Below are 26818 nucleotides of genomic sequence, written 5' to 3'. Positions count from 1 at the left end.
GCCTGATCCCTCAAGACGCGCTGCGTCGCAGGAACACATGCGTGGCGCGCTCGCCTGCCACCTGCCGTTCGCAGCGGTAGCCCAGCGCCGGCAGGTCCAGGCCTGCAAACAGCGCCTCGCCCTTGCCCAGCAGCACCGGCCGCACGGCCAGGTGCAGTTCGTCGATCAGCCCGGCCTTCAGATACTCGCGCACGGTAGCCGCGCCACCGCCCACACGCACGTCGCGCGCACCTGCGGCGGCCTGCGCCAGCGCGAGCGCTTCGTGGATGCCGCCAGTGACGAAATGGAAGGTGGTGCCGCCGCGCATCGTCAGTGGTGCGCGGGCATGGTGGGTCAGCACGAAGACCGGCACGTGGTACGGGGGCTCGTCGCCCCACCAGCCTTTCCAGCTCTCGTCAGGCCAGGGACCGCGCACCGGCCCGAACATGTTGCGACCGAGGATCCAGGCGCCCATCTCGGCGAAGCCTTGTTCGGCCATCTCGTTGTCGATGCCGGTCTCGCCGTTGGCCTCGCCCGTCTTTTGCATCTGCTGCCAGACGCGCGTGGGAAAGAACCAGTCCATGAGTTCGGGGCCGCGAACGCCCAGCGGGTGCTCCAGGCTCTGGTCCGGGCCGGCGGCGAAGCCGTCGAGCGAAACGCCGAAGCTGCGCACGAGCAATCGGGCCATCGGGTCGTCTCCTGCAAGAAGAAGGGAGCTTCAGTTTAGCGCGGGCGGCGCCCCGCGAACCATCGTTCGAGGCAATGGGCATCGCGCAGAATGCCCGCATGAGCATCGAGTACATCAGCGTTGAAGAAGCCATTGCCGGCACCGGCCTGCGCATGGTGGTGGTAGGCCACATTCCCAGCCCCTGGTCCGAGGCGGCCAAAGGCATCTTGCATGTGAAAGGCATCCCGTGGAAAGCGGTGCGCTTGGCCTACGACAGCCCGCAACTCAAGGAGTGGGCCGGCCAGCGCAACGCGCCCGTGGCCATCTACAACAACGAGGCGCCGCGCTCGGGCTGGGCAGAAATCCTGCTCCTGTGCGAGCGACTCGCGCCGCAGCCCTCGCTCCTGCCGGCCGATGCGGCCGACCGGGCGCTGATGTTCGGCCTGGCCCACGAGATCTGCGGCGAGCAGGGGCTGGCCTGGTCGCGCCGCCTGCAGCTGGTGCAGGCCGGCCTGGCAGGAGAGGGCGGTTTCGCTGCACCGGCCGCGGCATACATCGGCAAGAAGTACGGCTTCAGTCCGCAGGCGGGCGCGAATGCGCCCGCGCGCGTGGTGGCTGTGCTGAAGATGCTGGCGGCGCGCCTGAAGGCACAGCAGGCGGCCGGCAGCGATTACTACATCGGCAGAAGCCTTACGGCCGTGGACATCTACAGCGCGACCGCGCTGGCGCTGATGCGCCCGTTGCCGCAGGCGGTTTGCGAGATGGACCCCGCCACGCGCCGGGCCTTCGAGTTCCGCGAGCCGGTGACCGATGCAGCGCTGGACGATGCACTGCTGCGGCACCGTGACATGATGTACGAGCGGCACCTGGGGCTGCCGCTGTCGCTGTGACGGTCCCGCGGAGCCCCGCATCCGGCGGCGATGCCGGCGTTGTTCAAAGCCGAAGCATTCATTGAATGCAATCAGGGTGCTCTTGTCCGCTCGTTCAGCGGCCGGCAAACCTCCAGCACCAGCCCGCGCAGCCACCGATGCGCAGGGTCCCGATCCAGGCGCGGATGCCACATCTGCGACACGGTGATCTGCTCCGTGGGCATCGGCAGAGGGAACGAGCGCAGCGTGCCGCGCGCCCTCAGGTGTTCGAAGTAGGAGGACGGAATCAATGCAACCAGGTCGGTCGCGGCCGCTATCGACAGGGCAGTGCCGAAGCTGGGCACCACGACCGCGGTGTTGCGCACCAGGCCCATCGCCGCGAGTGCGTCGTCCGCCGGTCCCACGGTCCGGCCGTGGCGTGAAGTGACCACGTGGTCGCAGGCGGCGTAGCGCTCGGCCGTGATCTCGGGTCCGGCGAGCAGGGGATGGCCATCGCGCACCACCGCAATGAAGCGGTCGCGAAAGAGCGCCTGGACGCGGACCTCCGGGCCCGAGTCGCCGAGAACGCCGATATCCAGATCGAGCAATCCCTCGCGCAGGGGACGAACGTCCTTGTCGGGCTTGGGCGCGAAGCGCAGGCGAACGCCGGGCGCCTCGCGCGCGGCGCGGGCCACCAGCCGAGGCGCGAAGCCCTCGATGAAGCCGTCATTGGCCCGTATCGTGAACAGGTGCCGGAGCGTGCGGGGGTCCAGGCTCGCGCCCGCGGGCTGCAGCACCGCGCGCGACTCCTGCACCAGCTCCCTGACGCGGTCGCGCAGTGCCAGCGCATGCGGCGTGAGCACCATGGCGCGGCCCGCGCGCACGAGGAGCTGGTCCCCGGTGGATTCCCGCAACCGCGCGAGCGCCCGGCTCATCGCCGACTCGCTCAGGCCCAGGCGCTCGGCAGCTTTCGCGACGCTGCCCTCGGAAAGAAGTGCGTTCAACGCAAACAGCAGGTTCAGGTCGGCTTCTGTCGGCATGCCCGAACCTAGCACGGCCGCGGGGATTTCGACAGGCGCCGCATGCAGGAACAAGCTGCGCGCCGCGCGCTGTGCAAGCCGTGTGCGCAGTCCTAAGCTGGACCCATGTTGACATCCACACTTCGACCCAACTCTTCTTCCACTGCTTCGCGCGCCGCCGAAGCCCGAGAGGTGAACGACAACGCCAACGTGGTGCATGACGCCGACGGCCTGCCGCTGCCGCGGCGTTGCCTGGCCATCGCCGCGATCCTGGGTGCGGGCGTGCTGGTGGTGCTCGATGGCGCCATCGCCAACATCGCGCTCCCAAACATTGCCCAGCAGTTGCAGGCGACGCCCGCCGATGCCGTCTGGATCATCACCGCTTACCAGCTGGCCGTGGTCATGTTCCTGTTGCCGGCTTCTGCAGTCGGGGAGAGCTTCGGGTATCGACGGGTCTTCGCGGGCGGCGTCGCGCTGTTCACCGCGGCGTCGGTGCTGTGCGCGCTGGCGCCATCGCTGCCATGGCTCGTGGCGGCGAGGTGCCTTCAGGGCCTGGGCAGTGCGGCCGTGATGCCGCTCGGGCTGGCGTTGCTGCGCTTCACCTATCCGCGTCGGCTGCTGGCGCGCTCGATCGCGTGGAATGCGCTCGCCGTCGCAGCCGCTTCAGCGTCGGGACCTACCCTTGGTGCTTTCATACTCTCGGCGGCAAGTTGGCCGTGGCTCTTTGCGGTGAACCTGCCGATCGGCCTCCTCGTGCTTGCTGCCTGCGCGGAGTTGCCGAGTCCGGCGCGTTCGGTGCGCCGCATCGACGCCTGGAGCATCGCACTCAACGCGATCATGTTCGCCTCTTTCGTGCTGGGGAGTGACCGACTGGTGGCGCAGCCGCTGCACGGCGGCGCGTTGCTCGCGCTGTCGGCCGCCTGCATGGTCCTGCTGGTGCGGCGCGAAATGCCAAAGGCGGCGCCGTTGATCCCGCTCGACCTGCTGCGCGTGCATTCCTTTCGGGTCTCGATCATTGCCTCCGTGTGCTGCTTCACCGGCCAGATGGCCGGCCTCGTGGCGCTGCCGTTCTACATCCAGCACGAACTCGGCCAGAGCGCGGTGACGGCGGGCCTCTTGATGACCCCCTGGCCCTTGGCAGTGATGCTGGCCGCACCGCTGTCGGCACGCCTGGCCCAGCGCGTGCCCAGCGCCTGGCTGTGCGCGGCCGGCAGTGCGTGCTTCGCGAGCGGTCTGGGCCTGTGCGCCCTGTGGCCGCTGCACGGCAACCCGGCCCTGCCGATCGCCGCGTTCACGAGCCTCGCAGGCCTGGGCTTCGGCTTCTTCCAGACACCGAACAACCAGAACATGCTGCTCTCGGCACCCAAGGAACGCAGCGGCGCCGCCGGTGGCGCGCAAGGCACCGCCCGTCTCACGGGGCTGACGCTCGGCAGCCTGTTGATGAGCTTGATGTTCGAGCTGCTGCCGTCCCACAGCGCAGTGCACTGGGGCCTGGCGATGGCGGCTCTGGCTGCGTTGGCCGGGGGCGTGGCGAGTTTGTTCAGGAGCATCGCGAGGGATCGCGCCGTGTGATGGGTATCGGAGGCGAGGCTCTTTGGGCCCCGGCCTTGCTGGTGCGAACGGCGGCTTTTTGAGGTACGCGTCGGCATTCCTCCTTCTCGACGAACTTGATTTCGCTCTGTACTGGACTTCGGCGCACTTCGCGCGCGGTTGGCACGTCCTCGAGGTGGAAGAAGGCGGGTGGCTGGACGAGGAGTCTCAGTTGCAAGAACATGTGAATCCGCGCAGGGAAATGGCTTACCGTCGCTGGGAATGCATGCGTCAATGTCTTTGGTTCCATGGACCCTCAAATCGAGAAGGACTCATGGAGACGAGGTGCTAACGCACCAAATGACCAACGAGCATGCCCGCCGACTGCGCGAGTCCATCCAATGTTGAAAGTCGAGGGGTGATGGCATGAGATACGACATGGTGAAGGTCGAAGAACTGATTCTGGCGTTGCTCGGCGTCTTCGAGTTCGAGAACGGACGCGTATGGAAGCGATATGACTTCGCAATCATGGACGAGCTCCACGAAAAAGGGCTCATCACCAAGGCCCACGGCAGGCAGGAATCGGTCTATCTCACGGACGAGGGAATGCGCCGTGCCAAGGAGCTCGCGGCCAAACACTTCGGGACCTGACCTCAGGGGATCGACAATGCAAGCGCCCGGCGCGCCTGTTCGACCCGGGCGCGTGTCACGCAGCCGGCAGCATGGTCATTGATCAGCCCCACGGCCTGCATGAAGGCATACACAGTGGTGGGCCCGACAAACTTCCAGCCCTGTTTCTTCAAGTCCTTGGACAAGGCCTGCGAGACCGCTGACGCAGAAGCGGTTTGCGGCTCTGCGAGCTGCGCAGGGTTCGGCTCGTGGCGCCAGAAGTAAGACGCCAGCGATCCCTCGCGCTGCGCCATCTCCTCGGCCATGCGCGCGTTGTGAACCACGGCCTCGATCTTGCCGCGATGGCGCACGATGCCGCTGTCGCCGAGCAATCGCTCGACATCGCGTTCGCCCAAGCGCGCGACACGCCGGTAGTCGAAGCCCAGGAAGGCTGTCCGGAAGTTCTCTCGCTTGACCAGAATGGTGCGCCAGCTCAGGCCCGACTGGAAGCCTTCCAGGCACAGCTTCTCGAAGAGGCGGTGGTCATCCGTGACCGGGAAGCCCCATTCAGTATCGTGATAATGGAGAAACTCGGGAGCGGCGGCGCACCAGCGACAGCGCGGCTGCCCATCGGGCCCGAGGAGAGTCGAGCCCATTTCAGGTACGTTCCACCAGGAACTGCAGGCGTTCGTCGGCCCTGCTGGGCGCCATCTCCACGATCTCGACCTTGACCACGTCCTGTGCCACGAAGGGATCCAGCGCCACGCGATTTTCCAGCGCCTCGCGGGTGGTGTTGTGTGCCAGGACGGTACCGCCCTGATTGCCCGAGAGGCTGCCTGTCAGGAGGAAGACGTTATCTTCGAATCCCTGCTCGATCCATTGCATGTGTTCCGCCATGTGGCGCGATGCCTGGCCTTTGTTGCTCGAGAACCTGAGGAACACACAGAACATGAATGACCTTTCCTGAAAAGATGGCTAACGCGAACGCCGGGAGGCAGTCGTCTTCACCGGCGCGCAGGACTCGACCCAGGCACTCATGAGCGCCACCTCCTGCTGCACGAATTTCTTGTCGCGCAGAGACTGCGCGAGCACCGCCGCTCCCTGGCTGCGCGCCAGGAGATGCAGGGCGAGCGCATCCGCTTCCTTGCCTCGGCCCATTTGGCGGAACTGCCCTCGCAGCCATACGCGAAAGAGATCCAGGATGGCGTTGGCCTCGCCTTGCCCCGGGTGCCCGAGCTTGGCCAGCTCCGTGCACAGGGTGCCGACCGGACAGCCGTGGCGCATGATCTTGGCTTGATTGCGGATCAGCAGGGTGATGAACAGGCGGATGCGCTCCTGAGGACTCTCGCCCTCGGTCTCCCACTGCGTCAACATCGCTCGCGTGCGCTCCATTCGCTCGGCCACGACCGCCGCCAGAATCTCGTCCTTCGTCTTGAAGTGATAGTAGAAATTGCCGCGCGAGATCTTCACGGCATCCGCGATGTCCGCGAAGGATGTGTGCTCGAACCCGCGCTCGTAGAACAGGGCGTCGGCGGCTTGAACGATGCTGTCGCGGGTAGGCAAGGCTTGAGTAGGACGGTTGACCTAAAGAATGCGTGCAACTGTAGGACGTGTGTCCTAGATTGTCAATCCGCCCGGAACAGGCGGGCCGATTTCGGGGTTCCGTGCAGGAGCGGCCAAAGCGATACCAGCCGAGCGACGCGCTCACCGGGCAGGTCGACCCGTTCGGCTATAACCTCGATTTCCGCAGTGCCGCCCAGGCGAAGGAGTTCTTGATGAGTTTGGATTTCCCTTTCGGCCGCATGGCACTTGCCCTCTGCGCGGGTTCGCTCTTCGCCGTGACGTCCGTGATCGCCGGGGAGGTCGCCAGCCAGGCGACAAGTGGGAGTCTTGCCGCCGAAAAATTGGCTGCTCGCACCGGACCGGAGCGCGTTGTCGTGGAGAGCGCAGGGCCCTACGGCGTCGACACGGAAAGCGTCAGGCGCCATCTTGCCAACACCTTGGCAGCGGATTCGGCGCTGACGCCTCTACCGCGCAACAACGAGCGGTACAGCTTCGATGGGAAGCTTCGCACCTATGTCGTGCCGGTGCGTCCGGCCATCGACAACCCCATCAACAGCTATTCGCCCTACGACAGCAGTTCGTTCCGCCGAGATGCCGTGGCCGCGGATGCGTCGAATCTCGGCTTGCTTCAGGCGGTGTTCAAGCGCCTCGCTGCGGATTGAATGTCATCGTGCCTTCGTCAGAAGGCACTCTTGACGACCCCGCCGTCAACGCGAAGGGCTGCGCCCGTGGTCGCCGACGCGAGCGGGCTTGCGACGTAGGCCACGAGCGAGGCCACTTCCTGCGGCGAAGCGAAGCGCTTGATCAGCGAGGTCGGGCGTACGTGGTCGAAGAACTCCGCCTCGACCTGCTCGAAGCTCTTGCCGCTCGATCGCGCCATGCCTTCCACGAAGTCGCCGACGCCGCGCGATGTCGTCGGGCCTGGGAGTACGCTGTTCACCGTGATGTTCGTGCCGGCGACCGATTCCGCCAGCCCGCGCGAAACCGCGAGCTGCGCGGTCTTCGTCACACCGTAGTGGATCATCTCGGTCGGTATCTGCACCGCGCTCTCACTCGAGATGAAGATGATCCTTCCCCAATTCGCGCGCCTCATTTCCGGCAGCACCAAGCGTGCGAGGCGGACGCCGCTCAGGACATTGACGTCGAAGAAGCGCCGCCAATCTTCATCGGGAATTTCGTCGAAAGCCTTGGCCTCGAAGATGCCCAGGTTGTTGACGAGGATGCCGATGCCGGGGTGGCGACGCACGGCTTCCTCGGCAGCGTCGGCCCGGCTGAGGTCTGCGGCATGGCCGAAAACCGCGCCATGCGTCTCCGAGCGGATGCGATCCACTGCCTCGTCGACTGCCGTCTGCGACCTGCCGTTGACAATGACGCTTGCGCCCTCCTGGGCCAGCGTGCGCGCGATGGCATAGCCAATTCCGGCTGAGCTGCCACTCACCAGGGCCAGCTTGCCATTGAGTTGAAGGTCCATGTCGATGCTCCTTGGTGACTTTGATGCGTTCGAAGGCGAGGCCCCCTCCCGCTACCCCAGGAAGTTGACCAACGCCGGGAGGACCTGATCTGGCGCCTCTTCCATCAGCCAGTGCCCGGACCCCTTGACGATCACGCCCTGCACATTGGTCGCAACCATCTTGCCCTGCTCGATCAGGAAGGTTCCGCCGGCCTTTTCTCCGGAGAGGATCAGCATCGGCATGGGCAGCGGCGTCTTACCCAGTTCGGCGAACTCGGCCGCATCCTGCTCGAAGGCCTTGAAGTATTCGAATCCGGCACGCATGCCGCCGGGTTGTGCGTAGGCCTTGGCGTAGAACTGGCGATCGGCTTCGGGCACCGAGTGCTTGGGGTCGGCCGCAAAGTCATTCCAGAAATGCTCGAAATAGATCCGCTCGCGCCCGTTCACGAGCGCCAGCGGCGTCGCACCGTGGAAATGGAAATGCCAAAGGTCGCGCAGCAGCCAGACGTTTTGCCATTCGCCGATGCCGGGCAGGAAGGCGTCCATGAGCACCACCTTGTCAGTCTCCGAAGGAAACTGGGCGGCGTACGCGTAGGCCACCATCAAGCCGATGTCGTGGCCGACGATGCTCGCGCTGCGGATGCCGAGCGACCGGACAAGTTCGTGGATGTCGACGGCCATGTTCTTCTTTCCGTAGCCCGTCTCGGGCTTCGACGAATTGCCGGCGCCCCGAAGATCGGGCACGACCACGGTGTGCGTTTTCGCCAGCAGCGGCATCAGCGGGTTCCACATGTGCCCGGTCTCGGCGTAGCCGTGCAGCAGCACGACGGTCGGCCCGGTGCCGCCAATGCGATAGCTGATGCGGGTGCCGTTCACCTCGGCGGTGCCTGCGCGGAAGCCCCGCACCGCGTCGACCGCGGGTGCGGCGTGCGCCGTGGCGCCCATGGTCAGTGCGGCGCCAACCGCGGCTGCGCCGGCGATCAGCGCGCGGCGGGTCGGGGCGGGATGGGTGTCGGTCATGCTGGGGGCCTTTCTGTCGGTTTGTGGGTGACGTGAATTTATGATTCAGCTTCACTTCCAGAAAGGGCCCAAAAGTGGTTTACTCGTTCAGCTTTGCTGAATGACTGGAGCCGAGGCCCATGGACCGATTGCGTGCTTACGAGGTGTTCGTCACCGTGGTCGCGCGGGGCAGCTTCATCAAGGCGGCCGACGCGCTGGACACCTCTGCGGCCAATGTGACGCGCTACGTCAACGAGCTGGAAGCCCACTTGCGCACGCGGCTGATCAACCGCACATCGCGCCGCTTGTCGCTCACCGAAGGCGGCGAAGCACTGTTCGACCGGGCGAAGTCGATTCTTGAAGAAGTGGCGGAGACCGAGGCGCTGGCGACCAGCGCGTCACTCCAGCCGCGTGGGCGCCTGCGCATCAACGCGCCGCTGAGTTTCGGCAGCCTCGTGCTGGCGCCCCTGTGGCCACGGTTCATGGCGAAGTATCCCGATGTCGAGCTCGACATCGCGCTCATCGACCGCCTGGTCGACATCGTCGAAGAGGGCTACGACCTGGCCATCCGCATCTCGCGGACCACGTCGGGAAACCACATCGCGCGCCGCCTGGGTTGCTCGCAGAACCTGGTCTGTGCCTCGCCCGAATACCTTGCGGCCCATGGCATGCCCGAGGTCCCGGCGGACCTTTCGCGGCATCCGTGCCTGGGCTACACGTACGGTGCGACCTCCGACGAGTGGCAGTTTGCCGGCCCCGGCGGGACACTGGAATCCGTGCGCGTGCGCTGGGCCTTGCGCGCCAACAATGGCGACACCGCCCGCGCCGCGGCGCTCGCTGGCGTCGGCGTCATCTGGCAGCCGAGCTTCGTGATTGGCGAGGATGTGCAGGCCGGTCGATTGGTCGAGGTCATGCCCGGCTATCGCATGCCTCCCATCGACATCCTGGCGATCTACGCAAGCCGCCGCCATCTCAGCGCCAAGGTGCGGGTGATGGTCGACTTTCTGGTCGACGCTTTTCAAGGGTCGGGGCCGGAGCAAGGTAAATTGACGGTGGTTGGCAAGTGACCGTCTGCTGAATTCAGGCCTGGAGTTGGCGCAGTTGCGTTCGCTCTGCCGGTGACAGCATGCAAACCCGCCTTCTCGCCGGCGCTTCGGCCTCGTGCAGGTACGCCGTGAAGCCATCCTTGGCCGGCGGCGCCGAATGGAGCAGCATCACGGCGCTGACCTGTCCGCGATGGCCCGCTGCGTGCGTGACGACATGCATGAGCATCTCCTCGCGGGACATGCGCCCCGGTGCGCCGTCGGTGAACGCGAAATCGATCCGTTCGGCCAGCTGGGCAGGATCGAGCGTCGAGACGTAGTCGATGTATTCCCGGTCGCTTCTTCTGAGATCGGCGGCCAGGGCTGCGAGCGCTGGCATCTCGCTCAGGTTGGCCGATGGGTACGCGTGGGCTTCCCGCCGGAGGTGCGCGGCGAATATGCGGTCCACCACATACGTGTGGCTCAAAGCCTTGATGGCCAAGGCAGTGACCGGGGAGTTGTCGCCGAGCCCGGCAAGCGTTGTCAACAGCTGGTCGTCGGCCCAAGCCTTGAATCCGAAGAGGCGGTGCAATGTGTCGTGCATGTCATGGTTCTCCTGGGGTGTTTGCGTGTCTGCCTAGAATATGAGCGATCATTCGCTTTTGCTACTCGCATTGACGGCTGCAGAACATGGCGCAAAAACCGGTCACCAGGCCCAGGAAAATCGCGGTTCAGGAGCGATCGCGCGCGACGGTCGACAACCTGATCGAGGCAACTGCTCGCATTCTGGTCAAGGAAGGCTTCGACAGGGCGAGCACCAACCGCATCGCGGAAGTTGCGGGGGTGAGCATCGGCTCGCTCTATCAATACTTCCCCTCCAAGGAGGCGCTCGTCGCCGCCGTGATCGAGCGCCACCAGCAGCAGATCATGCAAATGGTCCGCAGCGAACTGGCACAGGTCAGGGCCCAGCCGCTGGACCAGGCGATACGCCGATTCGTCGCGGTCGCGGTCGCAGCGCATCGTCTCGATCCACGGCTGCATCGCGTGCTTGCCGAGCAGATCCCGCGCGTGGGAAAGCTCGAGAAGCTGGAAACTTTCAGCCGTGAAAACTTCAGTCTGTTCAGGGCCTACCTCGAGGCCGCGCGCGACGAACTGGGCGTCGACGACCTGGAGCTCGCATCATTCGTGTGCGTCACCACGATCGAGGCATTGACGCACAACGCGGTGCTGCACCATGCCAAAGCGCTGACCGGCGATCGAATGGACGCACTCATCGACGAGGGCGCGCGCCTGGTCACCGGCTATCTCAAAGGCTAGCGCGGAACCGAGGCCACGGCAGGATCTGCTGCCAGCGGCTCGCACAACCGCAGCCTGCTTTGTGCAAAGCCCTCATTGCAGCACCGGCACGGGGGGCACGCAGCCTAAACTTTTGGTCATCCAAAGGACCGACGCCGTGAACTCCTCCATCATCGAACCTCTCCGGAGCGCCGGTCGCCTGCACCGCGTGTTCATCGACGGTGAATGGGTGGTGCCGCAGGGCCAGGCCCGCGCCAGTGTCATCGACCCGTCGACCGAGGAACCCATTGCGGACATCGCGCTGGGCAACACGCAGGACGTGGATGCGGCCGTGGCCGCCGCGCGCCGCGCCTTCACTGCATGGTCCGTGAGTTCCGCCGAAAGCAGGGCCGTGCTTCTCGACCGAGTGCACACACTCATCCTCGAGCGCGCAGAACTTTTCGCGCAGGCGATCTCGCTGGAGATGGGCGCTGCCATCGGCTTCGCGCGCAGCACGCAGGTGCCGGTGGCGGCAGAGCACATTCGCGTGGCCCGCGACAATGCGCGCAGTTATGTGTTCGTCACCCATCGCGGGGACATGGCCATCATGCGCGAGGCCATCGGCGTGTGCGGCCTGATCACGCCGTGGAACTGGCCGCTCTACCAGATCACCGCCAAGGTCGGCCCCGCCTTGGCGGCGGGATGCACGGTGGTGCTCAAGCCCAGCGAACTGTCGCCGCTGAGCGCGCTGCTCTTTGCGGATCTGATGCAGGACGCAGGCACGCCGCCCGGTGTGTTCAACCTGGTGGGCGGCAACGGGCCCGAGGTGGGCGCCGCGCTGTCGGCGCATCCGGACGTGGACATGATCTCCATCACCGGCTCGACGCGGGCCGGCGTCCTGGTGGCCCAGGCGGCGGCGCCGACGGTGAAGCGCGTGGCCCAGGAACTCGGTGGGAAGTCTCCCAATGTCATCCTGCCGGACGCGGACCTGGCGCGCGCCGTACCGGCAGGCGTGGCGGCCGCCTTCCGCAATGTCGGCCAGTCCTGCAGCGCACCGACCCGCATGATCGTGCCCCGCGCGCGCCTCCAGGAGGTCGAACGGATCGCGCGCGACGCGGCATCCAGCTTCGTCGTGGGCGATCCGCGTTCGCAGCAGACCACGCACGGCCCGGTGGCGAACCGCGCGCAGTTCCATCGCGTGCAGGAAATGATCGGCATCGGCATTGCCGAAGGCGCGCAGCTCGTCTGCGGCGGCCTCGGCCGGCCGGAGGGCCTGAGCCGCGGCTTCTATTGCCGTCCCACCATCTTCACCGCGGTGCATCCTCGAATGCAGATCGCGCAAGAAGAGATCTTCGGGCCCGTCCTGGCGATCATTCCCTATGACAACGTGGACGAGGCCGTGGAGATCGCCAACGACACGGTCTATGGCCTGGGCGCGCACGTGCAGGGGCAGGACCTTGTCGCGGCGCGTGCCGTCGCGGCGCGGATCCGGTCCGGGCAGGTCCACATCAACTATCCGGCCTGGAACCCCCAGGCCCCCTTCGGTGGCTACAAGCGCTCGGGAAACGGACGCGAATACGGCGTCGAAGGTCTCGAGGAGTACCTGGAAACCAAGGCCATTCTCGGCTTCCAGGATGCCTCGGCAGCCCGTAGCGGCTGACAGGTTTTTCGGAAGAAGACATCGCGCATCGCGCAGGAGCAATCATGACCGTGGCCCTCGTACTGCACCGCGCCGGCGGCGCACCCCTTTCGACCGCCTTCCGCAGGGCGCCGTTCGGCAAGGACGACCCCTTTGCGCGGCATCGCGAGATCGCGTGGGAAGGACCTGGCGCGATGAGCGCGGGCCGCACCGGCTTCATTGGTGAGCTCGACGTCGCGAGCTACCCCCACATCGAAACCATCGTCGTGGTCGAGGGCGCACTGACCCTGACGGCGGCCGGGGCGGCCCCGCTGGTGGTCGGTCCCCAGGCGGGCGCCGTCATCGGATGCGGCACCTCGCTTCATATCCAGGCCGCCTCCCGCGTGCGGTTCGTGTTTTGCGCGGCCGCTTGCGAGAGACCGACCCAACGCGGCGTCTTCCCCCTGCACGCCGACGCCAACTTCAAGCCCTCCGCGACGCTGCCCGCGGAAGTGCTGCTGGGCCCCTCGCCGGAGTGCCGCAGCGACAACGCCTTCACCGACGACGGCGCGCAGTACCTCGCGGGCACCTGGGACTCGACGCCCTACCACCGGATCGTTCGCCCGCATCGCATGAACGAGTTCATGCATCTGCTGGCCGGCAGCGTGCGGTTCGCATCGCCGGATGGCAGCGTGCTTTCCACGGCGACCGGCGACGCGCTGTTCGTGCCCCAGGGCGCACCGATCGGGTGGGAAAGCAGCGATCGCGTGGCGAAGTTCTACGTGTGCCAAAGCGTTGCGGCTTGAACGCACGAGCGAGATCCATCATGTCCCCTCCGCTGCGCCACATCCAGACTTCGCCCACGCTGCCGGCTTCGGCCGACGTCGTCGTGATCGGCGGCGGCATCATCGGCGTCTTTACCGCCTACCACCTGGCCAAGCGCGGCATTTCGGTCGCCTTGGTGGAAAAGGGCAGGATCGGCGCCGAGCAATCGAGCCGCAACTGGGGCTGGTGCCGGCAGCAGAACCGCGACGCCCGCGAGCTGCCGTTGGCGAGCAAGAGCCTCGACCTGTGGGAACAATTTGCCGCCGAGAGCGGCGAAGACACGGGCTTTCGTCGCTGCGGGCTGCTCTATCTCAGCAATGACGAGGCGGAAATTTCCCGCTGGGCCAGCTGGCGAGATTTTGCGAAAACCGCAGGCGTGACGACCCACATGCTGAGCAGCCGCGAGGCCGCCGAGCGGGGCCATGCGACCGGCCGCGCGTGGAAAGGCGGCGTCTTCTCGCCCAGCGATGGCACCGCCGATCCTGGCAAGGCCGCTCCGGCCGTGGCTGCTGCGCTCATCAAGCTCGGGGGCAGCGTCCACCAGAATTGCGCGGCCCGCGGCATCGAGATGGAAGGCGGACGGGTCAGCGGCGTGATCACGGAAGCCGGAGTCATCAAGACCCGAGCGGCCGTGATGGCTGGTGGCGCCTGGGCGTCCTCGTTCTGCCGGCAACTGGGCATCCGCTTTCCGCAGGCCTCGATCCGCCAATCCATCCTGAGCGTGTCTGCCGTGGAGCAGCGCCTGCCGGATGCCGTGGTGAGCGCGGGCGTGTCCGCCACGCGCCGCAACGACGGACGCTATGCGCTGGCCATCAGCGGCCGTGCGCGCGTGGATCCGACAGGACAGTTCCTGCGCTTCGCATTGCAATTCGTGCCCATGTTCGCCAAGCGCTGGCGCAACCTTCGCCCGGGCGGCCTGGAAGGCATTCGGGGTGGCCATGAAACGCTGGCGCGCTGGCGGCTCGACGCGCCGACGCCGATGGAACGCGTGCGCATCCTCGATCCGAGGCCCGATCCCGCGAGCATCAGGGACACCCACCGCCGCGCCATCGAACTGCTGCCCCAGCTTCGCGACGCCAGGATCACGCACGCCTGGGCTGGCTACATCGACAGCACGCCGGACGGTGTTCCCGGCATCGGGGAGGTGCCGGGCATGCCGGGGTTCATTTTGGCTGCGGGCTTTTCCGGACACGGCTTTGGCATCGGCCCTGGCGCCGGCCACCTGATCGCGGACCTTGCCAGCGGCGCCGAACCGATCGTCGACCCCGTGCCGTATCGGCCGGAGCGCTTCAGCAACTCGGCATGGGGGAAGGTCGCTGATTTCTAGCCGTTCAGCACGAGCGACCCCTGCGGATATTGCTCGCACATGAATTCGACGAACGCCCGGACCTTCGGCGCAGGAAGTCGCCTCGAGGTATGCAGGACCCAGAGCGCGACCTCCACGCCCGAAACCATGCCCCACTGAACCAGTTCTCCGCGCGTCAGCTGGTTCCATGCGATGGACTGCGGTATCAGCGCGGCGCCGGCGCCGGCGACCGCAGCGTCGCGAATCATCAGGAACGAGGAAAGTCTCAGCCTCGGGATCGGCTCCACGACAAGGCGTCCGTCGTCGAGCGTCCAATTCCCGCCTTGAAAGCTCGTTGAAACGACGCCGGGAACAGGGCTGACCTTGCCCTTGCCTGGTGTCGGCATGGGCACGGAGGGCGCGGCCACGACCACCAGCCGGTCCTTGGCGAAGCACCGGCCCACAAGGCTGCTGTCGGGGCTTGGATTGATCCGGATCGCGGCGTCGAACTGCTCCTCGACGAGGTCGACCAGGCGATCGTCCGCCACCACCTCGCAGTTGACCTCGGGGTTGGCCGTGCAGAACTCGGCGCTGATGCGGCCCATCGCCAGCTGGGAGAACAGCACCGGCGAGGCGATGCGCAAGCGCCCACGTGGTACCGACAAGCCCTCGCGCGCGGAGGTCATGGCGTCAGCCACCTCGTGCATCGGCCCTTCGGTGCGATCCACCAGCATCTGGCCGGCTTCCGTGAGCTTGAGCCCGCGGGCGCTGCGCTCGATGAGGCGCACGCCGAGCTGCTCTTCCAGGTCCGCGATGCGCCGGGACAGGGTGGCCTTCGATCGCCCGCTTGCACGGCTTGCCTTTCCGAGGCCTCCATTCGCTGCGACGAGTGCGAAGTCGGTCAATGCGTTCAGGTCCATGTGTTCAGGTCCATGTGTTCCGGATTTGAGACGAGGTGTCTTCATTTTCACGTCTTCGTTTTACGAATGCAACGGACTATCTTCTCCCCATCGCAACTTCGAGATGAGGAAATTGAAATGACCACCACCACGCAACGCGCTGTGCTGATCCGGGCCTATGGCGGTGTGGCCGCCGCCGAGGTCGCCGAGATCGCAAGGCCTGCAGCCGGGCCGGGCCAGGTTCTGGTCCGCGTTCGGGCCGCCGGTGTGAACGGCATCGACTGGAAAGTTCGTGAAGGCTTCGTCCGGGAGGCTTTCCCGCTTCAACTGCCCGCCGTGCTGGGCATCGAACTCGCGGGCGCCGTCGAGGCGCTCGGCCCCGGCGCCTCGCGCTTTCGCGTGGGCGATCGGGTCATGGGGCCGCTCGGTGGCCTCGGCGCCTATGCCGATGTCGTGGCCGTCGACGAAGCGAACCTGGTGCGCACGCCGCAGGGCCTGGACGACGTTCATGCAGCCGGCGTCCCGGTGGCAGCCGTGGCCGCCTGGCAGAGCCTGCACCACGCGGGCCCGATCGCCGCAGGCCAGCGGATCCTGGTCCACGGCGCAGCGGGAGGGCTGGGCGGCTATGCCGTGCAGTACGCCAAGCGGGCAGGCGCCGAAGTCTTCGCGACGGCGTCGACCGCGCACCTCGAATACGTGCGCAGCCTGGGCGCGGCTCACGTCATCGACTACCGGACCCAACACTTCGAATCGGTCGCGCAGGACATCGACCTGGTGCTCGACTACGTCGGCGGCGAAGGGCTCGATCGCTCGTGGCAGGTGCTGTCGAAGGACGGTGCGATCGTCGCCACGTCTTCGCCCGACATCCTGGCACGCACGCCGCCCGGCCGCCGCGGGCTGTGGTTCATGACCAGGCCGGACGCCGCCCTGCTGGAACGGCTGGCCGCGGAGATCGCCGAAGGCACGCTGATCTCGAAGCTCGGCGAGGTCGTGGGCTTTGGCGACATCCCCGCGGCCATCGAACGCAATCGCACCGACCCTCGCATCGGCAAGGTGGTCGCGGACTTCTCGCGCTGATCGATCTTTTCATCCCCCTCTAACTTTCCAGGAGATTTCCATGAGCATTCTCGTCACAGGTGCCACCGGCACCATCGGTTCCCTCGTCGTCCAAGGCCTGGCCGCTGCCGGCGCCGACGTCAGCGCCTTCGTTCGCACGCCGGGAAAGCAGCGCTTCCCGGCGGGCGTCAAGGAGGTTGTCGGCGATTTGACCGACGTGCCCTCGCTGCGCGCGGCCCTGTCCTCAGTGCGCACGCTGTTTTTGCTGAACGCCGTCACGCCCGACGAAGTGACGCAGGCCCTCGTCGCGCTGAACCTGGCGCGCGAGGCGGGCATCGAGCGCATCGTCTACCTGTCGGTCATCCATGCGGACAAGTTCACCAACGTACCGCACTTCACCGGCAAGCACACGGTCGAGCGGATGATCGAGAGCCTCGACATTCCGGCGACCATCCTTCGGCCGGCCTACTTCATGCAGAACGAGCGCATGGTGCAGCAGGTGATCCAGGGCTACGGCGTCTACCCGATGCCGATCGGCTCCACGGGCGTCGCGATGATCGATGCGCGGGACATCGCGGACGCGGCCGTCGCCGAACTGCTGCGCCGCGACCGCGCGCCTGCGCCGTCACCGCGCGTGACGCTGGAGCTGGTCGGGCCCGAGCTGTTGACCGGAGCGTCGGTGGCCAAGGCCTGGAGTGCCGCGCTCGGTCGCGAAGTGGCTTACGGCGGGGATGACGTGGCGGCCTTCGAAGGCCAGATGGCCGCGCTGGGCCCGTCCTGGCTGGCCTACGACATGCGCCTGATGATGGCCGGGATCCAGAAGTTCGGCATGCACGGTGCGCACGGTGCAGCGGATCGCCTGCAGGCCATGCTCGGCCGTCCTCTGCGCAGGTATGCGGACTTCGTCAAGGAGGCCGTCGCCGCGTCGTAGGCAGCGCGCTTCGCGACAGGTTGCGCTTGTGGCAGAGCCAGGCATATGCAACCATCGCTCCGCCGTGCGGCGAGGCGAGAAAGCGCATCGCCATCACTCGTCGGGCGTCATACCAACAAGGGGGCCGCGTGGATCAAGGTGTTCAAAAGAAGGCATTCGTACTATTGCACGGGTTGCGCGCGGCTCCTTCGGTTCTCTTGATTGCAGCGGCGATGCTTGTTGTCGCTTGCGGTGGTGGTGGCGGTGGTGGGAATGGCGGCGCTGTTCTTCCGATCGTCGGCATTCCACCTGCAAATGGCGGCGTGACCACTCCGGACAACGGCAACGCCGACGGCTACCCGCATGCGTTGGAGCCCATCGGCACGGTGCGCCAGATCTACGACGGCGCACTTTCCCCTGAACTGGCGGTCAACACCTACCGCAACATCGACCGCTTGTTTCCCACGCGCACTGTCGAGCCCGGCGGCACGCCGCATGCGTTGCCCGCTGCGGCCACGCGGCTCACGCAGGTGAGCTTCACGGTGAGTGCTGCGACCTACAGTCTCGCCAACTTCATGTCGGTGAATCGTGTTGCCGGTCTGCTCATCCTGAAGGACGGCAAAATCGCCAATGAGACCTATCAGTACGGCAACACGCAGCGCACGCGCTGGATGTCGATGTCGGTGGCCAAGTCGGTCACCTCGACGCTGATCGGGGCGGCCGTGAAGGACGGCTACATTGCCAGCATCGATGACCAGGTCACCAAGTACGTGCCACGGCTGGCGGGCAGCGCCTACGATGGTGCGACGGTCCGCAATGTGATGATGATGGCTTCGGGCGCGCAGTGGAACGAGACCTACACCAACCCGAACTCCGACCGCCGCCAGTTGCTCGAGGCGCAGATCAGCCAGAAGCCGGGTTCGGCCATGGATCTCATGAGCAGGCTGCCGCGCGCGGCGGCACCGGGCTCCGTTTACAACTACAGCACTGGTGAAACACAAGTGGCCGGCGAGATCGTCTACAACGCCGTCAAGAAACCCCTGGCGCAGTATCTTTCCGAGAAGATATGGTCGAAGGCCGGGATGGAGGCGCAGGCCAACTGGTGGCTCGACTCGCCCAACGGCGTGGAGATCGGCGGCAGCGGCATCAGCGCCACCTTGCGTGACTACGGACGCTTCGGCCTGTTCGTGATGAACGATGGTGTGGCTGCCGGCCAGCAGGTGGTGCCGGTCGGATGGGTCACGGAAGCGGGCACGCCCAAGGTGCTGACCGGTGGCAACTCGATCAACTACGGCTACCTGTGGTGGATACCGTCGAGTGGCCCGTCGGCCGCCGACGGCGCTTTCTACGCGAACGGCATCATGGGCCAGCAGATCTACATCAACCGCAAGGAAAAGGTGGTCATCGTCGTCTGGGGCGCGCAGACCGACCCGGCGGGAAACGGCAGCTTGCCAGTGGTGCCGTTCTTTGATGCCGTGGTGGCGGCGCTCAAGTAGGCGGTGCGAATGTTCAGGCCAGCCGCAGCGCTCGCTCAGATCACGCCGTCGCGCTGCAGCCTGTCCAGCGCTTCGCTGCCAAGGCCCAGGGCGCCGTAGACCTCCGCGTTGTGTTCGCCGGCCGCCGGCCCGGTGCGCGGCGCCGCGGGCCTGAAGCCCGAGAAGCGCGGCACGATCGCAGGGGCGGGCAGCGACCCGAGGTCCGGGTCGGGCAAGCGGATGATGGCTTCGCGCGCAATGAAGTGCGGATCGGCCATCACGTCGTCCACCGCATAGACCTTGCTATGGGGAACGCCGCCGCGGGTCAGGGCTTCGGACAGTTGCGCGAGCGTCTGGCACTCGCACCAGCCCGCGACGATCGCATCGATCTCGTCGATGTTCCGAACCCGGTCCGGCGTGGTGACAAAGCGCGGATCGTGCGCCAGCGCCGGCTGGCCCATGGCCTGGCAGATGCGCTTGAAGATGGCCTCGGACGATCCCACGATCGTGACCCAGTGGCCGTCGGCGGTGCGGTACATGTTGGAAGGGGCCGTGTAGGTGGCCCGGCTGCCGGAGCGGCTGCGGGCCTGCCCGAGCATCTCGTGCTCGACCGGCAGGGCCTCCAGCAACCGGAACATGGCCTCGGTCGCCGAGAGATCGATCTCCCGGCCCGGTGCGTCCGGGTGGCGGTGGCGTTCCGCGATCGCAGTGGAGATGGAAAAGGCGCCGAACAGGCCCGCGATGACGTCGCCGAGCGGGTAGTTCATGTGCTGCGGACTGCGGCCGCTTTCGCCGGTCAGGTGGGCGAAGCCGCTCATCGCCTCGAAGATGCGCGCGAAGCCCGGGCGCTGCGCATAGGGGCCGGTCTGGCCGAAGCCGGTGACGCGCAGGATGATCAGCTTCGGATTGACCGACCACAGCGTGGGCGCATCCAGTCCCCACTTGTCGAGCGTGCCGGTGCGGAAGTTCTCGACCAGAACGTCGTACGACGCGATCAGCCTGAGGAACAGCGCACGGCCTTCCGGCTTGCGCACATCGAGCGACACGCCTTTCTTGCCGCGGTTCGAGACCTTCCAGAACAGCGCATGGTCCGGCGTGGTGGGCGCCAGCGAACGCAGCGGGTCGTTGCCTTCCGGCAGCTCCAGCTTGACGACCTCGGCCCCCATGTCGGCACACAGCGACGCCGAGAACGGCGCCGCGATCACGGTGGCCATGTCCAGGATCCGGATGCCGGCCAGCGGTCCTTGTTGTGCTGCAGGCGGTGGTGTTGCCTCTATGGCATCGGTGCGTGGGGCGTCGGATTGCATGCATCGGAGTCTGTTTGCGCGCTCCATTTGCCGCAACCCATGTTTCGATATCCTGAACGCAGGCTCTGGCGCGCGCTATCGCAGGCCCAGCGAGAACTCGATGCTGTGCGCCAGCGTGAGCAGCCGCGGCGCGACGTCCCGGCGCATCTGCGCAAAGCTGCCGCGCTTCGTTGCCACGGCGCAGTTCAGCACGAACTGCATCCCATCCACCAGGCCGTGCAGCGGCACGGCAAAGCCATGCCGGTTCGGCTGCCAGTCGGCGCGGGCACTGCAGAAGCCGTCGCGCGCCAGTTCTTCCCGCGCCAGCTCCGCTGCTGCGGCGTGGCGTTCGAACTCGGCCGGCGCGGCGACGCGGATCTGGTTCAGCACCGACAGGCGGTCTTCCGGCGCAGCGCGCGCCAGCCAGGCGCGTCCGATGGCGGTGGCCAGCATGGGAAGCGGCGCGCCGATGTCGGGTGTCAGGACGAAGTCTTCGCTGCTGCGCGCGGTCTCCACGTACACCATGTGGATGCGGTGGCGCAGGCCGAGCGAGACGGCGCCTTCGATTTCGCGCGCCAGCGTTTCCATCATCGGCCGCGCAATGGGGCGGATGCGCATGCTGGCCAGCAGCGGATGGCTCAGCCCGAGCACGGCCGCCCCCAGCCTGTAGCTGGCCGTGGCCGGGTCGCGCCGCAGGTAGCCGAGCAGCGCCAGCGTGTGCGTCAGGCGCGCGACCGTGGGTTTCGAGAGGCCCGTGCGCTGCGCGAAGTCCTTGTTCGCCAGGCTCGACTCGCCGGGATGAAAGCACAGCAGCAGGTCGATGCCGCTCGCGAGCGTGGTGGCGAACTGGCGGTCCTTGTTGTCGGTGTCGTTCATTGCGCGGCATCCAGGTCGTCTTCCACGCTGCGCGCGAGCGCAACGAGACTCGGGCCCACGCCTTGCTCGAGCTGGCGCGGGCCGAGCCGCGACGTGAGCACGCCGCAATTGAGGACCAGGGTCTCGCCGTCCTGGGGAATGCGGATCGGCACGCCGACCGCCTGCACGTCGCTGCGCCATGCGCCGCGCGACACACAGAAGCCCCTGCGCTTCAGATCGGCTTGCGCCCGGGCGAGGTCGGCTTCGTGGTGCCGCACCTGGCCGGGCTCCGACGCTTCGATCTGCGCCAGCACGGCGTCGCGCAATTGGTGTGGCGCCTGCGCGAGCCAACTGCGCCCCATGGCCGTGGGCAGCATCGGCACGGCGGCCCCGATGTCGGGCCGCCATGCACTGAGGTCGTGCCCGCGGCAGGTTTCGACGTAGACCATTCGCGTGCGATCGCGCATGCCCAGCGACACCGAGCCACCCACTTCGTCGGCCAGCTGCTTCATGCGGGCCCGTGCGACCTGCCGGATGCGCAGGCTTGCCATCAGCGGGTAGCCGATCGTGAGCGCCGTGGAGCCCAGGCGATAGCGCCGGAGGTGCGCATCGAAGACCACCAGGCCGCGGGCCGCCAGCGTGTAGGTCAGCCGCGAGATCGTCGCCTTCGACAGCCCGGTGCGTTCCGACAGCTCCTTGTTGCCGAGGGCGGGTTCGCCGACGGTGAAGCAGTGCAGCACCTGCAGGCCGTGCTGCAGCGTGGTCGCGAAGTCGGGGTCGGGGTGGCGTGCGGCAGGCATGTGGGGCTCGTGGCTCGTGGGGCGCGATGAATGCTACGTCCGGCAAGGCGCGCTGGCGAGCGACGGCATTCAAGATAGAGAAACATCGTTTTCCATATGTCATGCCGCTGCGTAGTCTCCGGGCCCTGGCGAAAAATCAACCGGAGACTCCCCATGCGCAAGATGTTCATGCTCGCTGCCGCCTGTCTGCTGGCAACGGCTTCCGTGGTGCACGCCGACCCGGCTTCCTATCCGACCAAACCGGTTCGCCTCATCGTGCCCTTTGCACCGGGCGGCTCCACGGACGTGCTGGCCCGGCTGCTGGCCGCGGCCCTGAGTCCGGAACTGGGTCAGCCCGTCATCGTCGAGAACAAGGCGGGCGCCGGCGGCAACATCGGGGGCGACTACGTCGCCAAGTCGGCGCCCGACGGCTACACGCTGCTGATTGCGGCGGCAGGCCCCACGGTGATCAACCCGAGCCTCTACGCCAGGATGCCCTACGACCCCGCGAAGGACCTGCGGCCGGTGACCTTGCTGATTCAGGAGCCCAACCTGATGGCGGTCAACCCGAAGGTCCCGGCGAAGACGGTGACCGAGTTCATCGCCTATGCCAGGTCCAGGCCGAAGGAGGTCAGCTTCGGCTCGGCGGGCAACGGCAGCCCGTCCCACCTGGCCGGCGAATGGTTCAACCAGCTCACCGGCACCACGATGGTCCACGTCCCGTACAAGGGCACGGGCCCTGCGATGAACGATCTGCTCGCCGGCCAGATCGCGATGATGATCGACAACATGCCCGCCCTGTGGCCGCATGTGCAGTCGGGCAGGCTCAGGGCGTTGGCGGTGTCCACCGACAAGCGGGCCACGGTCGCGCCCGACGTGCCGACCATTTCCGAGTCCGTCAAGGGCTTCAGCTTCGGTGCATGGAAGGGCCTGATGGTGCCCGCAGCGACGCCCACGGCCATCGTCGAGCGCCTGCACGCCGCCACGACGAAGGCGCTGGAAAAGCCCGAGCTTCGCAATCGCCTGGTGGCCTTGGGCGCCGAGCCGGTCGGCAACACCCCGGCGCAGTTTGCCGCGGTGATCAAGACCGAAACAGCCTCGTGGGCGGCGCTGGTGAAGTCCACCGGAACCAAGCTGGACTGACGCCTCCCCGCGCATCCACCCAATGAAGCAAGGAGCAACACATCATGCAGCGTGATCCCCAAGCGTTCGAGCAATTCCTGGGCCGCTTGCGCAGCTACGTGCGCGAGCGGCTGGTGCCGAACGAAGCGCGCGTGGCCGACGCCGACGAAGTGCCCGCCGACCTGGTGGCCGACATGGCGGCGCAGGGCCTGTTCGGCTATTCGATCCCCGAGGCCTATGGCGGCGCGGGCATGACGACCGAGGAACTGGTGCTGGCGGCGATGGAGCTGTCGCAATGCTCGGTGGCGTTCCGGGCCCGTGTCGGCACCAACACCGGCATCGGATCCGAAGCCCTGGTGGCCGACGGCACGGAAGCTCAGAAGCGGCGCTACCTTCCGCGGCTGGCCAGCGGCGAGCTGACCGGCGCGTTCGCGCTGACCGAACCCGAAGCCGGTTCGGACGCCGTGTCGCTGCGCACCTCGGCGCGGCGCGACGGCGACCACTACGTGATCAACGGCACCAAGTGCTTCATCACCAACGCGCCGATCGCGGGCCTTTTCACGGTGATGGCGCGCACCGACCCCAACGACCTGTCGGCACGCGGTGTCACGGCCTTCCTGGTCGAGCGCGGCATGCCCGGGCTCAGCACCGGGCCGGCCTACAGGAAGATGGGGCAGGCAGGCTCGCCCGTGTCGGAGGTGCACATGAACGACTGCATCGTGCCGGCGGAGAACGTCATCGGCGGGCGCGAGGGGCAGGGCTTCAAGACGGCAATGAAGGTGCTGAACAAGCAGCGCATCCACCTGGCGGCCCTGTGCATCGGGCCGGCGATCCGCATGCTGCAGGACGCCGTGGCGTTCGTGTCCACGCGCAGGCAGTTCGGCCAGGTGCTTTCGGGCTTCCAGCTGATCCAGGCCCTGATCGCCGACAGCCAGACCGAGATCCATGCGGCCCGGGCGCTGGTGCTGGACACCGCGCGCAAGCGCGACGAAGGCATCGACGTGACGATGGAAGCGTCGATCTGCAAGTACTTCGCGTCCGAGATGTGCGGCCGCGTGGCCGACCGCAGCGTGCAGATGCTGGGCGGCTACGGCTACATCGCCGACCACGGCATGGAGCGCTTCTACCGCGACGTGCGGCTGTTCCGGCTGTACGAAGGCACGAGCCAGATCCACCAGCTCAACATCGCCAGGCGCACGCTGGCCAAAGCCGGCTACGGCAGCGAAGGCGCCTGATGTTCGGCTACAGCGACCGCCTTCCGGCCCTGCGCGAGGCGGTCCGGCGCTTCGTCGAGGAAGAGGCCATTCCGCGCGAGTGCCCGGCGCTGGCCCACGATCTGGACGCACTGGAAGCGGCGACCCGTTCATTGCGCGCCAAGGCCATGGAGGCCGGCATCTACGCACCGCAGCTGCCGGTGGCGTGGGGCGGCCTGGGCCTGTCCTGGCGCGATCGTTCGGTGGTGCTCGAAGAGGCCGGCCGGAGCTTCCTGGCGCCATTGGCCATGAACTGCGCACCGCCGGACCAGCCGAACATGATCAACCTGCTCGCCGAAGGATCGCCGGCGCAGCAGCAGCGCTACCTGGTGCCGCTCGCGCGCGGCGAGGCCCGGTCGTGTTTCGCGATGACCGAACCCGAGCCCGGCGCGGGGTCCGATCCGTCGATGCTGCAGACGGTGGCCGCGCGCCGCCCCGGCGGCTGGGTCATCAACGGCCGCAAGTGGTTCATCAGCGGGGCGGTCGGCGCCTCGTTCGCGCTGGTGCTGGCGAAGACGGGCGAGGGTGCCACGATCTTCATCGTTGATGCCGGCAACCCCGGCTATCGCGTGGTGCGCAACATCGCGAGCATCGATGGTTTCCAGATCGGCGGGCATGGCGAGATCGAACTGCAGGATTGCTTCGTCGATGACGGCGCGGTGCTGGGCGAGGCGGGCCAGGGCTTCGCCTATGCGCAGATGCGGCTCGAACCGGCGCGTCTGTCGCACTGCATGCGCTTCATCGGCCGCGCCTCGCGCGCGATGGCGCTGGCGCAGGACTACGCCAACCGGCGCAGCTCGTTCGGGCAGCCGCTCGCGCAGCTGCAGCAGGTGCAGGCGATGGTGGCGGACTCGCACATCGACCTGCATGCCGCACGCCTGATGACCTGGCACGCGGCCGCCAAGCTCGATGCCCATGAAAGCATCAAGCACGAGTCGGCCATGGTCAAGGTGTTCGTGTCGGAAGCCGTGGGGCGGGTGGCGGACCGCGCCGCGCAGATCATGGGCGCGCTCGGCATGTCGGAAGACGCGCCCGTGTCGATGATCCTGCGCGAGATGCGGCCTTTTCGCGTCTACGACGGCGCGTCGGAGGTGCACCGCTCGACGCTGGCCCGCCGCATCCTGAAGGAATCGCTGCGCCCTTGAGGCCGTCACTCGCTGGCGGTCAGCAGGACCGTGCCGTGCGCGAGCACGCGGGTCCGGTCGTCTGATCCTTTCATGCATCCCTGCAGCTCGATGATGCTGCCGCCCTTTGGACGGGCCGCGATCGATGAAACGCTCCACTCGATCAGCACCGTCTCGCTCGCCAACACGGGCCGCAGCAGATCGACGGAGAAGTTGATGCCCAGGACGTTTCCCTTCTTCGCGAAATGCGTGGCGGTCAGTCCCATCAGCAGCGAGGTGGTGTGCGTGCCGCTGGCGATCATTCCGCCGAAGCGCGTGCCTCTTGCGAACGCCGCATCCCCGCCGGGTCAATTTTCGGCGGCAATCAACAGTTTCCTACTCGAGCGGAAGACGAGCCTTCTGGGCGAGCGCTTGCCACCGCGCCAGGTCCCGGGAGACGAAGTCGGTGGTCTGCTGGGCTGTTGCGGTTGCAGTCACAATCCCCGCGCTGGCGAATGCAGCCCGTACTTCGGGGTTCTGCAAGGCCCTGGTGATGGCAGCGTTCAGCGCGGCGATCCGATCCGGCGGCGCGCCAGTGGCGGTCGCAACCGCGAACCACTGGTCGGCGTCGAACCCTTTGAGCCCGGCCTCGCCGAAGGTGGGCGTGTCCGGCAGCATCGCCGATCGCGATGCGGTGGTCACTGCGTAGGCTCGCAGCTTGCCGGATTTGATGTGCGGCAGGACCGGCGTGATGCCAAGTATCCCGAGGGGAACCTGGCCGCCGACGACATCCGCGACGGCCTGGCTGCCGCCCTTGTAGGGGACGTGGACGATCTGGGTCCCGGCCATTTGGTTCATCATCTCGCCCGCCAGGTGCTGGCTCGTTCCGTTGCCCGAGGTTGCGAACGCGAAGGCCTTCGGGTCCTTCTTCGCCGCGGCCAGCAACGCCTCGAGATTGGTCGGTAGCGCGCTGGCCGTGGTGCCGACAAGGACCATGGGGCCCTTGGCGAGCATGGCAACACCCGCGAGCTCCTTGCCCAAGTGCGGCGTCGGAACGTTCGTCAGGATCGGACCTGGCACCGTCACCAGCGTGGAACCGTTGCCGGGAGCCTTGGCTGCGGCCTGCAGCGCGATGGCGCCGGCAGCGCCCGGCCGGTTGTCCACGACGACGGTCTGCCCAAGCGCCTGTTCGACCTGGCGCGCCAACAGGCGAGTCACGACGTCGACGGTTCCTCCCGCTGGCTGTCCGACGAGCCAGGTGATGATCTGGCCCGAGCCAGCGCCTTGCGCGAAGAGCGGTGGCGCCACCGCGATGCAGGCGGTACCGGCGAGGAGGGCGAGCATGCGCCGGCGGCAGGGGATGGGTGCATTCATGGCGGGGAGACGATCGA

At 66.9% G+C, this 26818-nt stretch carries 28 protein-coding genes and 1 pseudogene; 15 read left to right on the top strand and 14 right to left on the bottom strand.

Annotated elements, in window-relative coordinates; all coding sequences use genetic code 11:
- Positions 1-10: 10 nt before the first annotated feature.
- On the bottom strand, positions 11-667 hold the full coding sequence (locus VAPA_RS31935; protein WP_021004388.1) for a dihydrofolate reductase family protein: 657 nt from the start codon (positions 665-667) through the stop codon (positions 11-13).
- A gap of 98 nt (positions 668-765) precedes the next feature.
- Between VAPA_RS31935 and VAPA_RS31930 the strand changes: the two genes are divergently transcribed.
- Positions 766-1536, top strand: a complete 771-nt coding sequence (locus VAPA_RS31930) for a glutathione S-transferase family protein (protein ID WP_230559065.1) — start codon at positions 766-768, stop codon at positions 1534-1536.
- 71 nt (positions 1537-1607) lie between these two features.
- Here the strand turns inward: VAPA_RS31930 and VAPA_RS31925 are convergent, their stop codons facing one another.
- A complete protein-coding gene (locus tag VAPA_RS31925) occupies positions 1608-2534 on the bottom strand; it encodes a LysR family transcriptional regulator (RefSeq protein WP_021004386.1) in 927 nt (308 codons plus the stop codon).
- A gap of 105 nt (positions 2535-2639) precedes the next feature.
- Between VAPA_RS31925 and VAPA_RS31920 the strand changes: the two genes are divergently transcribed.
- Positions 2640-4085 (top strand): MFS transporter, encoded by a 1446-nt coding sequence (locus VAPA_RS31920; protein WP_021004385.1) that lies wholly within the window; start codon positions 2640-2642, stop codon positions 4083-4085.
- Between the two features lie 396 nt (positions 4086-4481).
- Positions 4482-4694 (top strand): DUF6429 family protein, encoded by a 213-nt coding sequence (locus VAPA_RS31915; RefSeq protein ID WP_223262492.1) that lies wholly within the window; start codon positions 4482-4484, stop codon positions 4692-4694.
- Positions 4695-4696: 2 nt separating this feature from the next.
- On the opposite strand, the gene VAPA_RS31910 is transcribed toward VAPA_RS31915, so the two are convergent.
- Genes VAPA_RS31910 through VAPA_RS31900 form a run of 3 tightly spaced genes read right to left on the bottom strand, consistent with a single transcriptional unit; the run spans position 4697 to position 6215 of the window.
- Positions 4697-5308 (bottom strand): DNA-3-methyladenine glycosylase I, encoded by a 612-nt coding sequence (locus tag VAPA_RS31910; RefSeq protein ID WP_021004382.1) that lies wholly within the window; start codon positions 5306-5308, stop codon positions 4697-4699.
- 1 nt (position 5309) lies between these two features.
- Positions 5310-5603 carry a YciI family protein gene (locus VAPA_RS31905; RefSeq protein ID WP_021004381.1) on the bottom strand — a complete coding sequence of 98 codons (294 nt, stop codon included), beginning with the start codon at positions 5601-5603 and terminating at the stop codon, positions 5310-5312.
- Between the two features lie 24 nt (positions 5604-5627).
- Positions 5628-6215, bottom strand: coding sequence for a TetR/AcrR family transcriptional regulator (locus VAPA_RS31900; RefSeq protein WP_021004380.1), 588 nt, complete (start codon positions 6213-6215; stop codon positions 5628-5630).
- Between the two features lie 59 nt (positions 6216-6274).
- Between VAPA_RS31900 and VAPA_RS31895 the strand changes: the two genes are divergently transcribed.
- Positions 6275-6877, top strand: a complete 603-nt coding sequence (locus tag VAPA_RS31895) for a hypothetical protein (protein WP_230559063.1) — start codon at positions 6275-6277, stop codon at positions 6875-6877.
- A 17-nt stretch (positions 6878-6894) separates the two neighbouring features.
- On the opposite strand, the gene VAPA_RS31890 is transcribed toward VAPA_RS31895, so the two are convergent.
- Both VAPA_RS31890 and VAPA_RS31885 read right to left on the bottom strand, forming a co-directional pair.
- On the bottom strand, positions 6895-7686 hold the full coding sequence (locus tag VAPA_RS31890) for an SDR family NAD(P)-dependent oxidoreductase (protein ID WP_021004378.1): 792 nt from the start codon (positions 7684-7686) through the stop codon (positions 6895-6897).
- A 51-nt stretch (positions 7687-7737) separates the two neighbouring features.
- The gene (locus VAPA_RS31885; RefSeq protein ID WP_021004377.1) at positions 7738-8685 is read right to left on the bottom strand and encodes an alpha/beta fold hydrolase; all 948 of its coding nucleotides are present in this window, start codon (positions 8683-8685) and stop codon (positions 7738-7740) included.
- Between the two features lie 119 nt (positions 8686-8804).
- Between VAPA_RS31885 and VAPA_RS31880 the strand changes: the two genes are divergently transcribed.
- The gene (locus tag VAPA_RS31880) at positions 8805-9731 is read left to right on the top strand and encodes a LysR family transcriptional regulator (RefSeq protein ID WP_021004376.1); all 927 of its coding nucleotides are present in this window, start codon (positions 8805-8807) and stop codon (positions 9729-9731) included.
- A 13-nt stretch (positions 9732-9744) separates the two neighbouring features.
- Here VAPA_RS31880 and VAPA_RS31875 read toward each other — a convergent pair whose 3' ends face one another.
- Positions 9745-10290, bottom strand: coding sequence for a DinB family protein (locus VAPA_RS31875; RefSeq protein ID WP_021004375.1), 546 nt, complete (start codon positions 10288-10290; stop codon positions 9745-9747).
- A gap of 86 nt (positions 10291-10376) precedes the next feature.
- On the opposite strand from VAPA_RS31875, the gene VAPA_RS31870 reads away from it, so the two are divergent.
- The 4 genes from VAPA_RS31870 to VAPA_RS31855 all read left to right on the top strand — a co-directional run bounded on the left by VAPA_RS31870 (position 10377) and on the right by VAPA_RS31855 (position 14731).
- Positions 10377-11003 carry a TetR/AcrR family transcriptional regulator gene (locus VAPA_RS31870; RefSeq protein WP_021004374.1) on the top strand — a complete coding sequence of 209 codons (627 nt, stop codon included), beginning with the start codon at positions 10377-10379 and terminating at the stop codon, positions 11001-11003.
- Between the two features lie 136 nt (positions 11004-11139).
- On the top strand, positions 11140-12621 hold the full coding sequence (locus tag VAPA_RS31865; protein WP_021004373.1) for an aldehyde dehydrogenase family protein: 1482 nt from the start codon (positions 11140-11142) through the stop codon (positions 12619-12621).
- A 44-nt stretch (positions 12622-12665) separates the two neighbouring features.
- The gene (locus tag VAPA_RS31860) at positions 12666-13385 is read left to right on the top strand and encodes a cupin domain-containing protein (protein ID WP_021004372.1); all 720 of its coding nucleotides are present in this window, start codon (positions 12666-12668) and stop codon (positions 13383-13385) included.
- Between the two features lie 20 nt (positions 13386-13405).
- The gene (locus VAPA_RS31855) at positions 13406-14731 is read left to right on the top strand and encodes an NAD(P)/FAD-dependent oxidoreductase (protein WP_021004371.1); all 1326 of its coding nucleotides are present in this window, start codon (positions 13406-13408) and stop codon (positions 14729-14731) included.
- On the opposite strand, the gene VAPA_RS31850 is transcribed toward VAPA_RS31855, so the two are convergent.
- Positions 14728-15609, bottom strand: a complete 882-nt coding sequence (locus VAPA_RS31850; RefSeq protein ID WP_021004370.1) for a LysR family transcriptional regulator — start codon at positions 15607-15609, stop codon at positions 14728-14730. The two genes, VAPA_RS31855 and VAPA_RS31850, sit on opposite strands and share 4 nt — an antisense overlap.
- A 117-nt stretch (positions 15610-15726) precedes the next feature.
- Between VAPA_RS31850 and VAPA_RS31845 the strand changes: the two genes are divergently transcribed.
- The 3 genes from VAPA_RS31845 (at position 15727) to VAPA_RS31835 (ending at position 19050) form a co-directional block, all read left to right on the top strand.
- On the top strand, positions 15727-16665 hold the full coding sequence (locus VAPA_RS31845; protein WP_021004369.1) for an NADP-dependent oxidoreductase: 939 nt from the start codon (positions 15727-15729) through the stop codon (positions 16663-16665).
- 40 nt (positions 16666-16705) lie between these two features.
- The gene (locus VAPA_RS31840; protein WP_021004368.1) at positions 16706-17575 is read left to right on the top strand and encodes an NmrA/HSCARG family protein; all 870 of its coding nucleotides are present in this window, start codon (positions 16706-16708) and stop codon (positions 17573-17575) included.
- 302 nt (positions 17576-17877) lie between these two features.
- A complete protein-coding gene (locus tag VAPA_RS31835; RefSeq protein WP_021004367.1) occupies positions 17878-19050 on the top strand; it encodes a serine hydrolase domain-containing protein in 1173 nt (390 codons plus the stop codon).
- Between the two features lie 35 nt (positions 19051-19085).
- Here VAPA_RS31835 and VAPA_RS31830 read toward each other — a convergent pair whose 3' ends face one another.
- The 3 genes from VAPA_RS31830 to VAPA_RS31820 all read right to left on the bottom strand — a co-directional run bounded on the left by VAPA_RS31830 (position 19086) and on the right by VAPA_RS31820 (position 21970).
- Positions 19086-20336, bottom strand: a complete 1251-nt coding sequence (locus VAPA_RS31830; RefSeq protein ID WP_021004366.1) for a CaiB/BaiF CoA transferase family protein — start codon at positions 20334-20336, stop codon at positions 19086-19088.
- Between the two features lie 75 nt (positions 20337-20411).
- Positions 20412-21191, bottom strand: a complete 780-nt coding sequence (locus VAPA_RS31825) for an IclR family transcriptional regulator (RefSeq protein ID WP_021004365.1) — start codon at positions 21189-21191, stop codon at positions 20412-20414.
- Positions 21188-21970: an IclR family transcriptional regulator gene (locus tag VAPA_RS31820; protein WP_021004364.1), complete on the bottom strand. Its 783-nt coding sequence runs from the start codon at positions 21968-21970 to the stop codon at positions 21188-21190. The genes VAPA_RS31825 and VAPA_RS31820 overlap by 4 nt, the downstream gene beginning before the upstream one ends.
- A 153-nt stretch (positions 21971-22123) precedes the next feature.
- Here VAPA_RS31820 and VAPA_RS31815 point away from each other — a divergent pair, with 153 nt between their 5' ends.
- Genes VAPA_RS31815 through VAPA_RS31805 form a run of 3 tightly spaced genes read left to right on the top strand, consistent with a single transcriptional unit; the run spans position 22124 to position 25469 of the window.
- The gene (locus VAPA_RS31815) at positions 22124-23092 is read left to right on the top strand and encodes a Bug family tripartite tricarboxylate transporter substrate binding protein (RefSeq protein WP_021004363.1); all 969 of its coding nucleotides are present in this window, start codon (positions 22124-22126) and stop codon (positions 23090-23092) included.
- 44 nt (positions 23093-23136) lie between these two features.
- Entirely contained in the window at positions 23137-24306 is a 1170-nt protein-coding gene (locus VAPA_RS31810; RefSeq protein WP_021004362.1) for an acyl-CoA dehydrogenase family protein, read from the top strand.
- Entirely contained in the window at positions 24306-25469 is a 1164-nt protein-coding gene (locus VAPA_RS31805; protein ID WP_021004361.1) for an acyl-CoA dehydrogenase family protein, read from the top strand. The genes VAPA_RS31810 and VAPA_RS31805 overlap by 1 nt, the downstream gene beginning before the upstream one ends.
- Before the next feature lie 5 nt (positions 25470-25474).
- On the opposite strand, the pseudogene VAPA_RS31800 reads toward VAPA_RS31805, so the two are convergent.
- Positions 25475-25774 (bottom strand): annotated as a pseudogene (locus VAPA_RS31800) (dehydratase); the annotation flags it as partial.
- 49 nt (positions 25775-25823) lie between these two features.
- A complete protein-coding gene (locus VAPA_RS31795; RefSeq protein ID WP_021004359.1) occupies positions 25824-26801 on the bottom strand; it encodes a Bug family tripartite tricarboxylate transporter substrate binding protein in 978 nt (325 codons plus the stop codon).
- Between the last annotated feature and the right edge of the window lie 17 nt (positions 26802-26818).

The organism is Variovorax paradoxus B4, from assembly GCF_000463015.1.
Taxonomy (GTDB): Bacteria; Pseudomonadota; Gammaproteobacteria; order Burkholderiales; family Burkholderiaceae_C; genus Variovorax; species Variovorax paradoxus_E.
This window is presented reverse-complemented; position numbering and strand designations above follow the sequence as displayed.

What these genes read in the sequence shown, in the direction of transcription:
- VAPA_RS31860 (WP_021004372.1), top strand. Translation starts at nt 12,666, where the DNA reads ATGACCGTGGCCCTCGTACTGCACCGCGCCGGCGGCGCACCCCTTTCG.
- VAPA_RS31925 (WP_021004386.1), bottom strand. Translation starts at nt 2,534, where the DNA reads ATGCCGACAGAAGCCGACCTGAACCTGCTGTTTGCGTTGAACGCACTT.
- VAPA_RS31935 (WP_021004388.1), bottom strand. Translation starts at nt 667, where the DNA reads ATGGCCCGATTGCTCGTGCGCAGCTTCGGCGTTTCGCTCGACGGCTTC.
- VAPA_RS31810 (WP_021004362.1), top strand. Translation starts at nt 23,137, where the DNA reads ATGCAGCGTGATCCCCAAGCGTTCGAGCAATTCCTGGGCCGCTTGCGC.
- VAPA_RS31840 (WP_021004368.1), top strand. Translation starts at nt 16,706, where the DNA reads ATGAGCATTCTCGTCACAGGTGCCACCGGCACCATCGGTTCCCTCGTC.
- VAPA_RS31885 (WP_021004377.1), bottom strand. Translation starts at nt 8,685, where the DNA reads ATGACCGACACCCATCCCGCCCCGACCCGCCGCGCGCTGATCGCCGGC.
- VAPA_RS31890 (WP_021004378.1), bottom strand. Translation starts at nt 7,686, where the DNA reads ATGGACCTTCAACTCAATGGCAAGCTGGCCCTGGTGAGTGGCAGCTCA.
- VAPA_RS31870 (WP_021004374.1), top strand. Translation starts at nt 10,377, where the DNA reads ATGGCGCAAAAACCGGTCACCAGGCCCAGGAAAATCGCGGTTCAGGAG.
- VAPA_RS31930 (WP_230559065.1), top strand. Translation starts at nt 766, where the DNA reads ATGAGCATCGAGTACATCAGCGTTGAAGAAGCCATTGCCGGCACCGGC.
- VAPA_RS31820 (WP_021004364.1), bottom strand. Translation starts at nt 21,970, where the DNA reads ATGCCTGCCGCACGCCACCCCGACCCCGACTTCGCGACCACGCTGCAG.
- VAPA_RS31825 (WP_021004365.1), bottom strand. Translation starts at nt 21,191, where the DNA reads ATGAACGACACCGACAACAAGGACCGCCAGTTCGCCACCACGCTCGCG.
- VAPA_RS31875 (WP_021004375.1), bottom strand. Translation starts at nt 10,290, where the DNA reads ATGCACGACACATTGCACCGCCTCTTCGGATTCAAGGCTTGGGCCGAC.
- VAPA_RS31910 (WP_021004382.1), bottom strand. Translation starts at nt 5,308, where the DNA reads ATGGGCTCGACTCTCCTCGGGCCCGATGGGCAGCCGCGCTGTCGCTGG.
- VAPA_RS31805 (WP_021004361.1), top strand. Translation starts at nt 24,306, where the DNA reads ATGTTCGGCTACAGCGACCGCCTTCCGGCCCTGCGCGAGGCGGTCCGG.
- VAPA_RS31915 (WP_223262492.1), top strand. Translation starts at nt 4,482, where the DNA reads ATGGTGAAGGTCGAAGAACTGATTCTGGCGTTGCTCGGCGTCTTCGAG.
- VAPA_RS31815 (WP_021004363.1), top strand. Translation starts at nt 22,124, where the DNA reads ATGCGCAAGATGTTCATGCTCGCTGCCGCCTGTCTGCTGGCAACGGCT.
- VAPA_RS31920 (WP_021004385.1), top strand. Translation starts at nt 2,640, where the DNA reads ATGTTGACATCCACACTTCGACCCAACTCTTCTTCCACTGCTTCGCGC.
- VAPA_RS31905 (WP_021004381.1), bottom strand. Translation starts at nt 5,603, where the DNA reads ATGTTCTGTGTGTTCCTCAGGTTCTCGAGCAACAAAGGCCAGGCATCG.
- VAPA_RS31830 (WP_021004366.1), bottom strand. Translation starts at nt 20,336, where the DNA reads ATGCAATCCGACGCCCCACGCACCGATGCCATAGAGGCAACACCACCG.
- VAPA_RS31855 (WP_021004371.1), top strand. Translation starts at nt 13,406, where the DNA reads ATGTCCCCTCCGCTGCGCCACATCCAGACTTCGCCCACGCTGCCGGCT.
- VAPA_RS31795 (WP_021004359.1), bottom strand. Translation starts at nt 26,801, where the DNA reads ATGAATGCACCCATCCCCTGCCGCCGGCGCATGCTCGCCCTCCTCGCC.
- VAPA_RS31845 (WP_021004369.1), top strand. Translation starts at nt 15,727, where the DNA reads ATGACCACCACCACGCAACGCGCTGTGCTGATCCGGGCCTATGGCGGT.
- VAPA_RS31850 (WP_021004370.1), bottom strand. Translation starts at nt 15,609, where the DNA reads ATGGACCTGAACGCATTGACCGACTTCGCACTCGTCGCAGCGAATGGA.
- VAPA_RS31880 (WP_021004376.1), top strand. Translation starts at nt 8,805, where the DNA reads ATGGACCGATTGCGTGCTTACGAGGTGTTCGTCACCGTGGTCGCGCGG.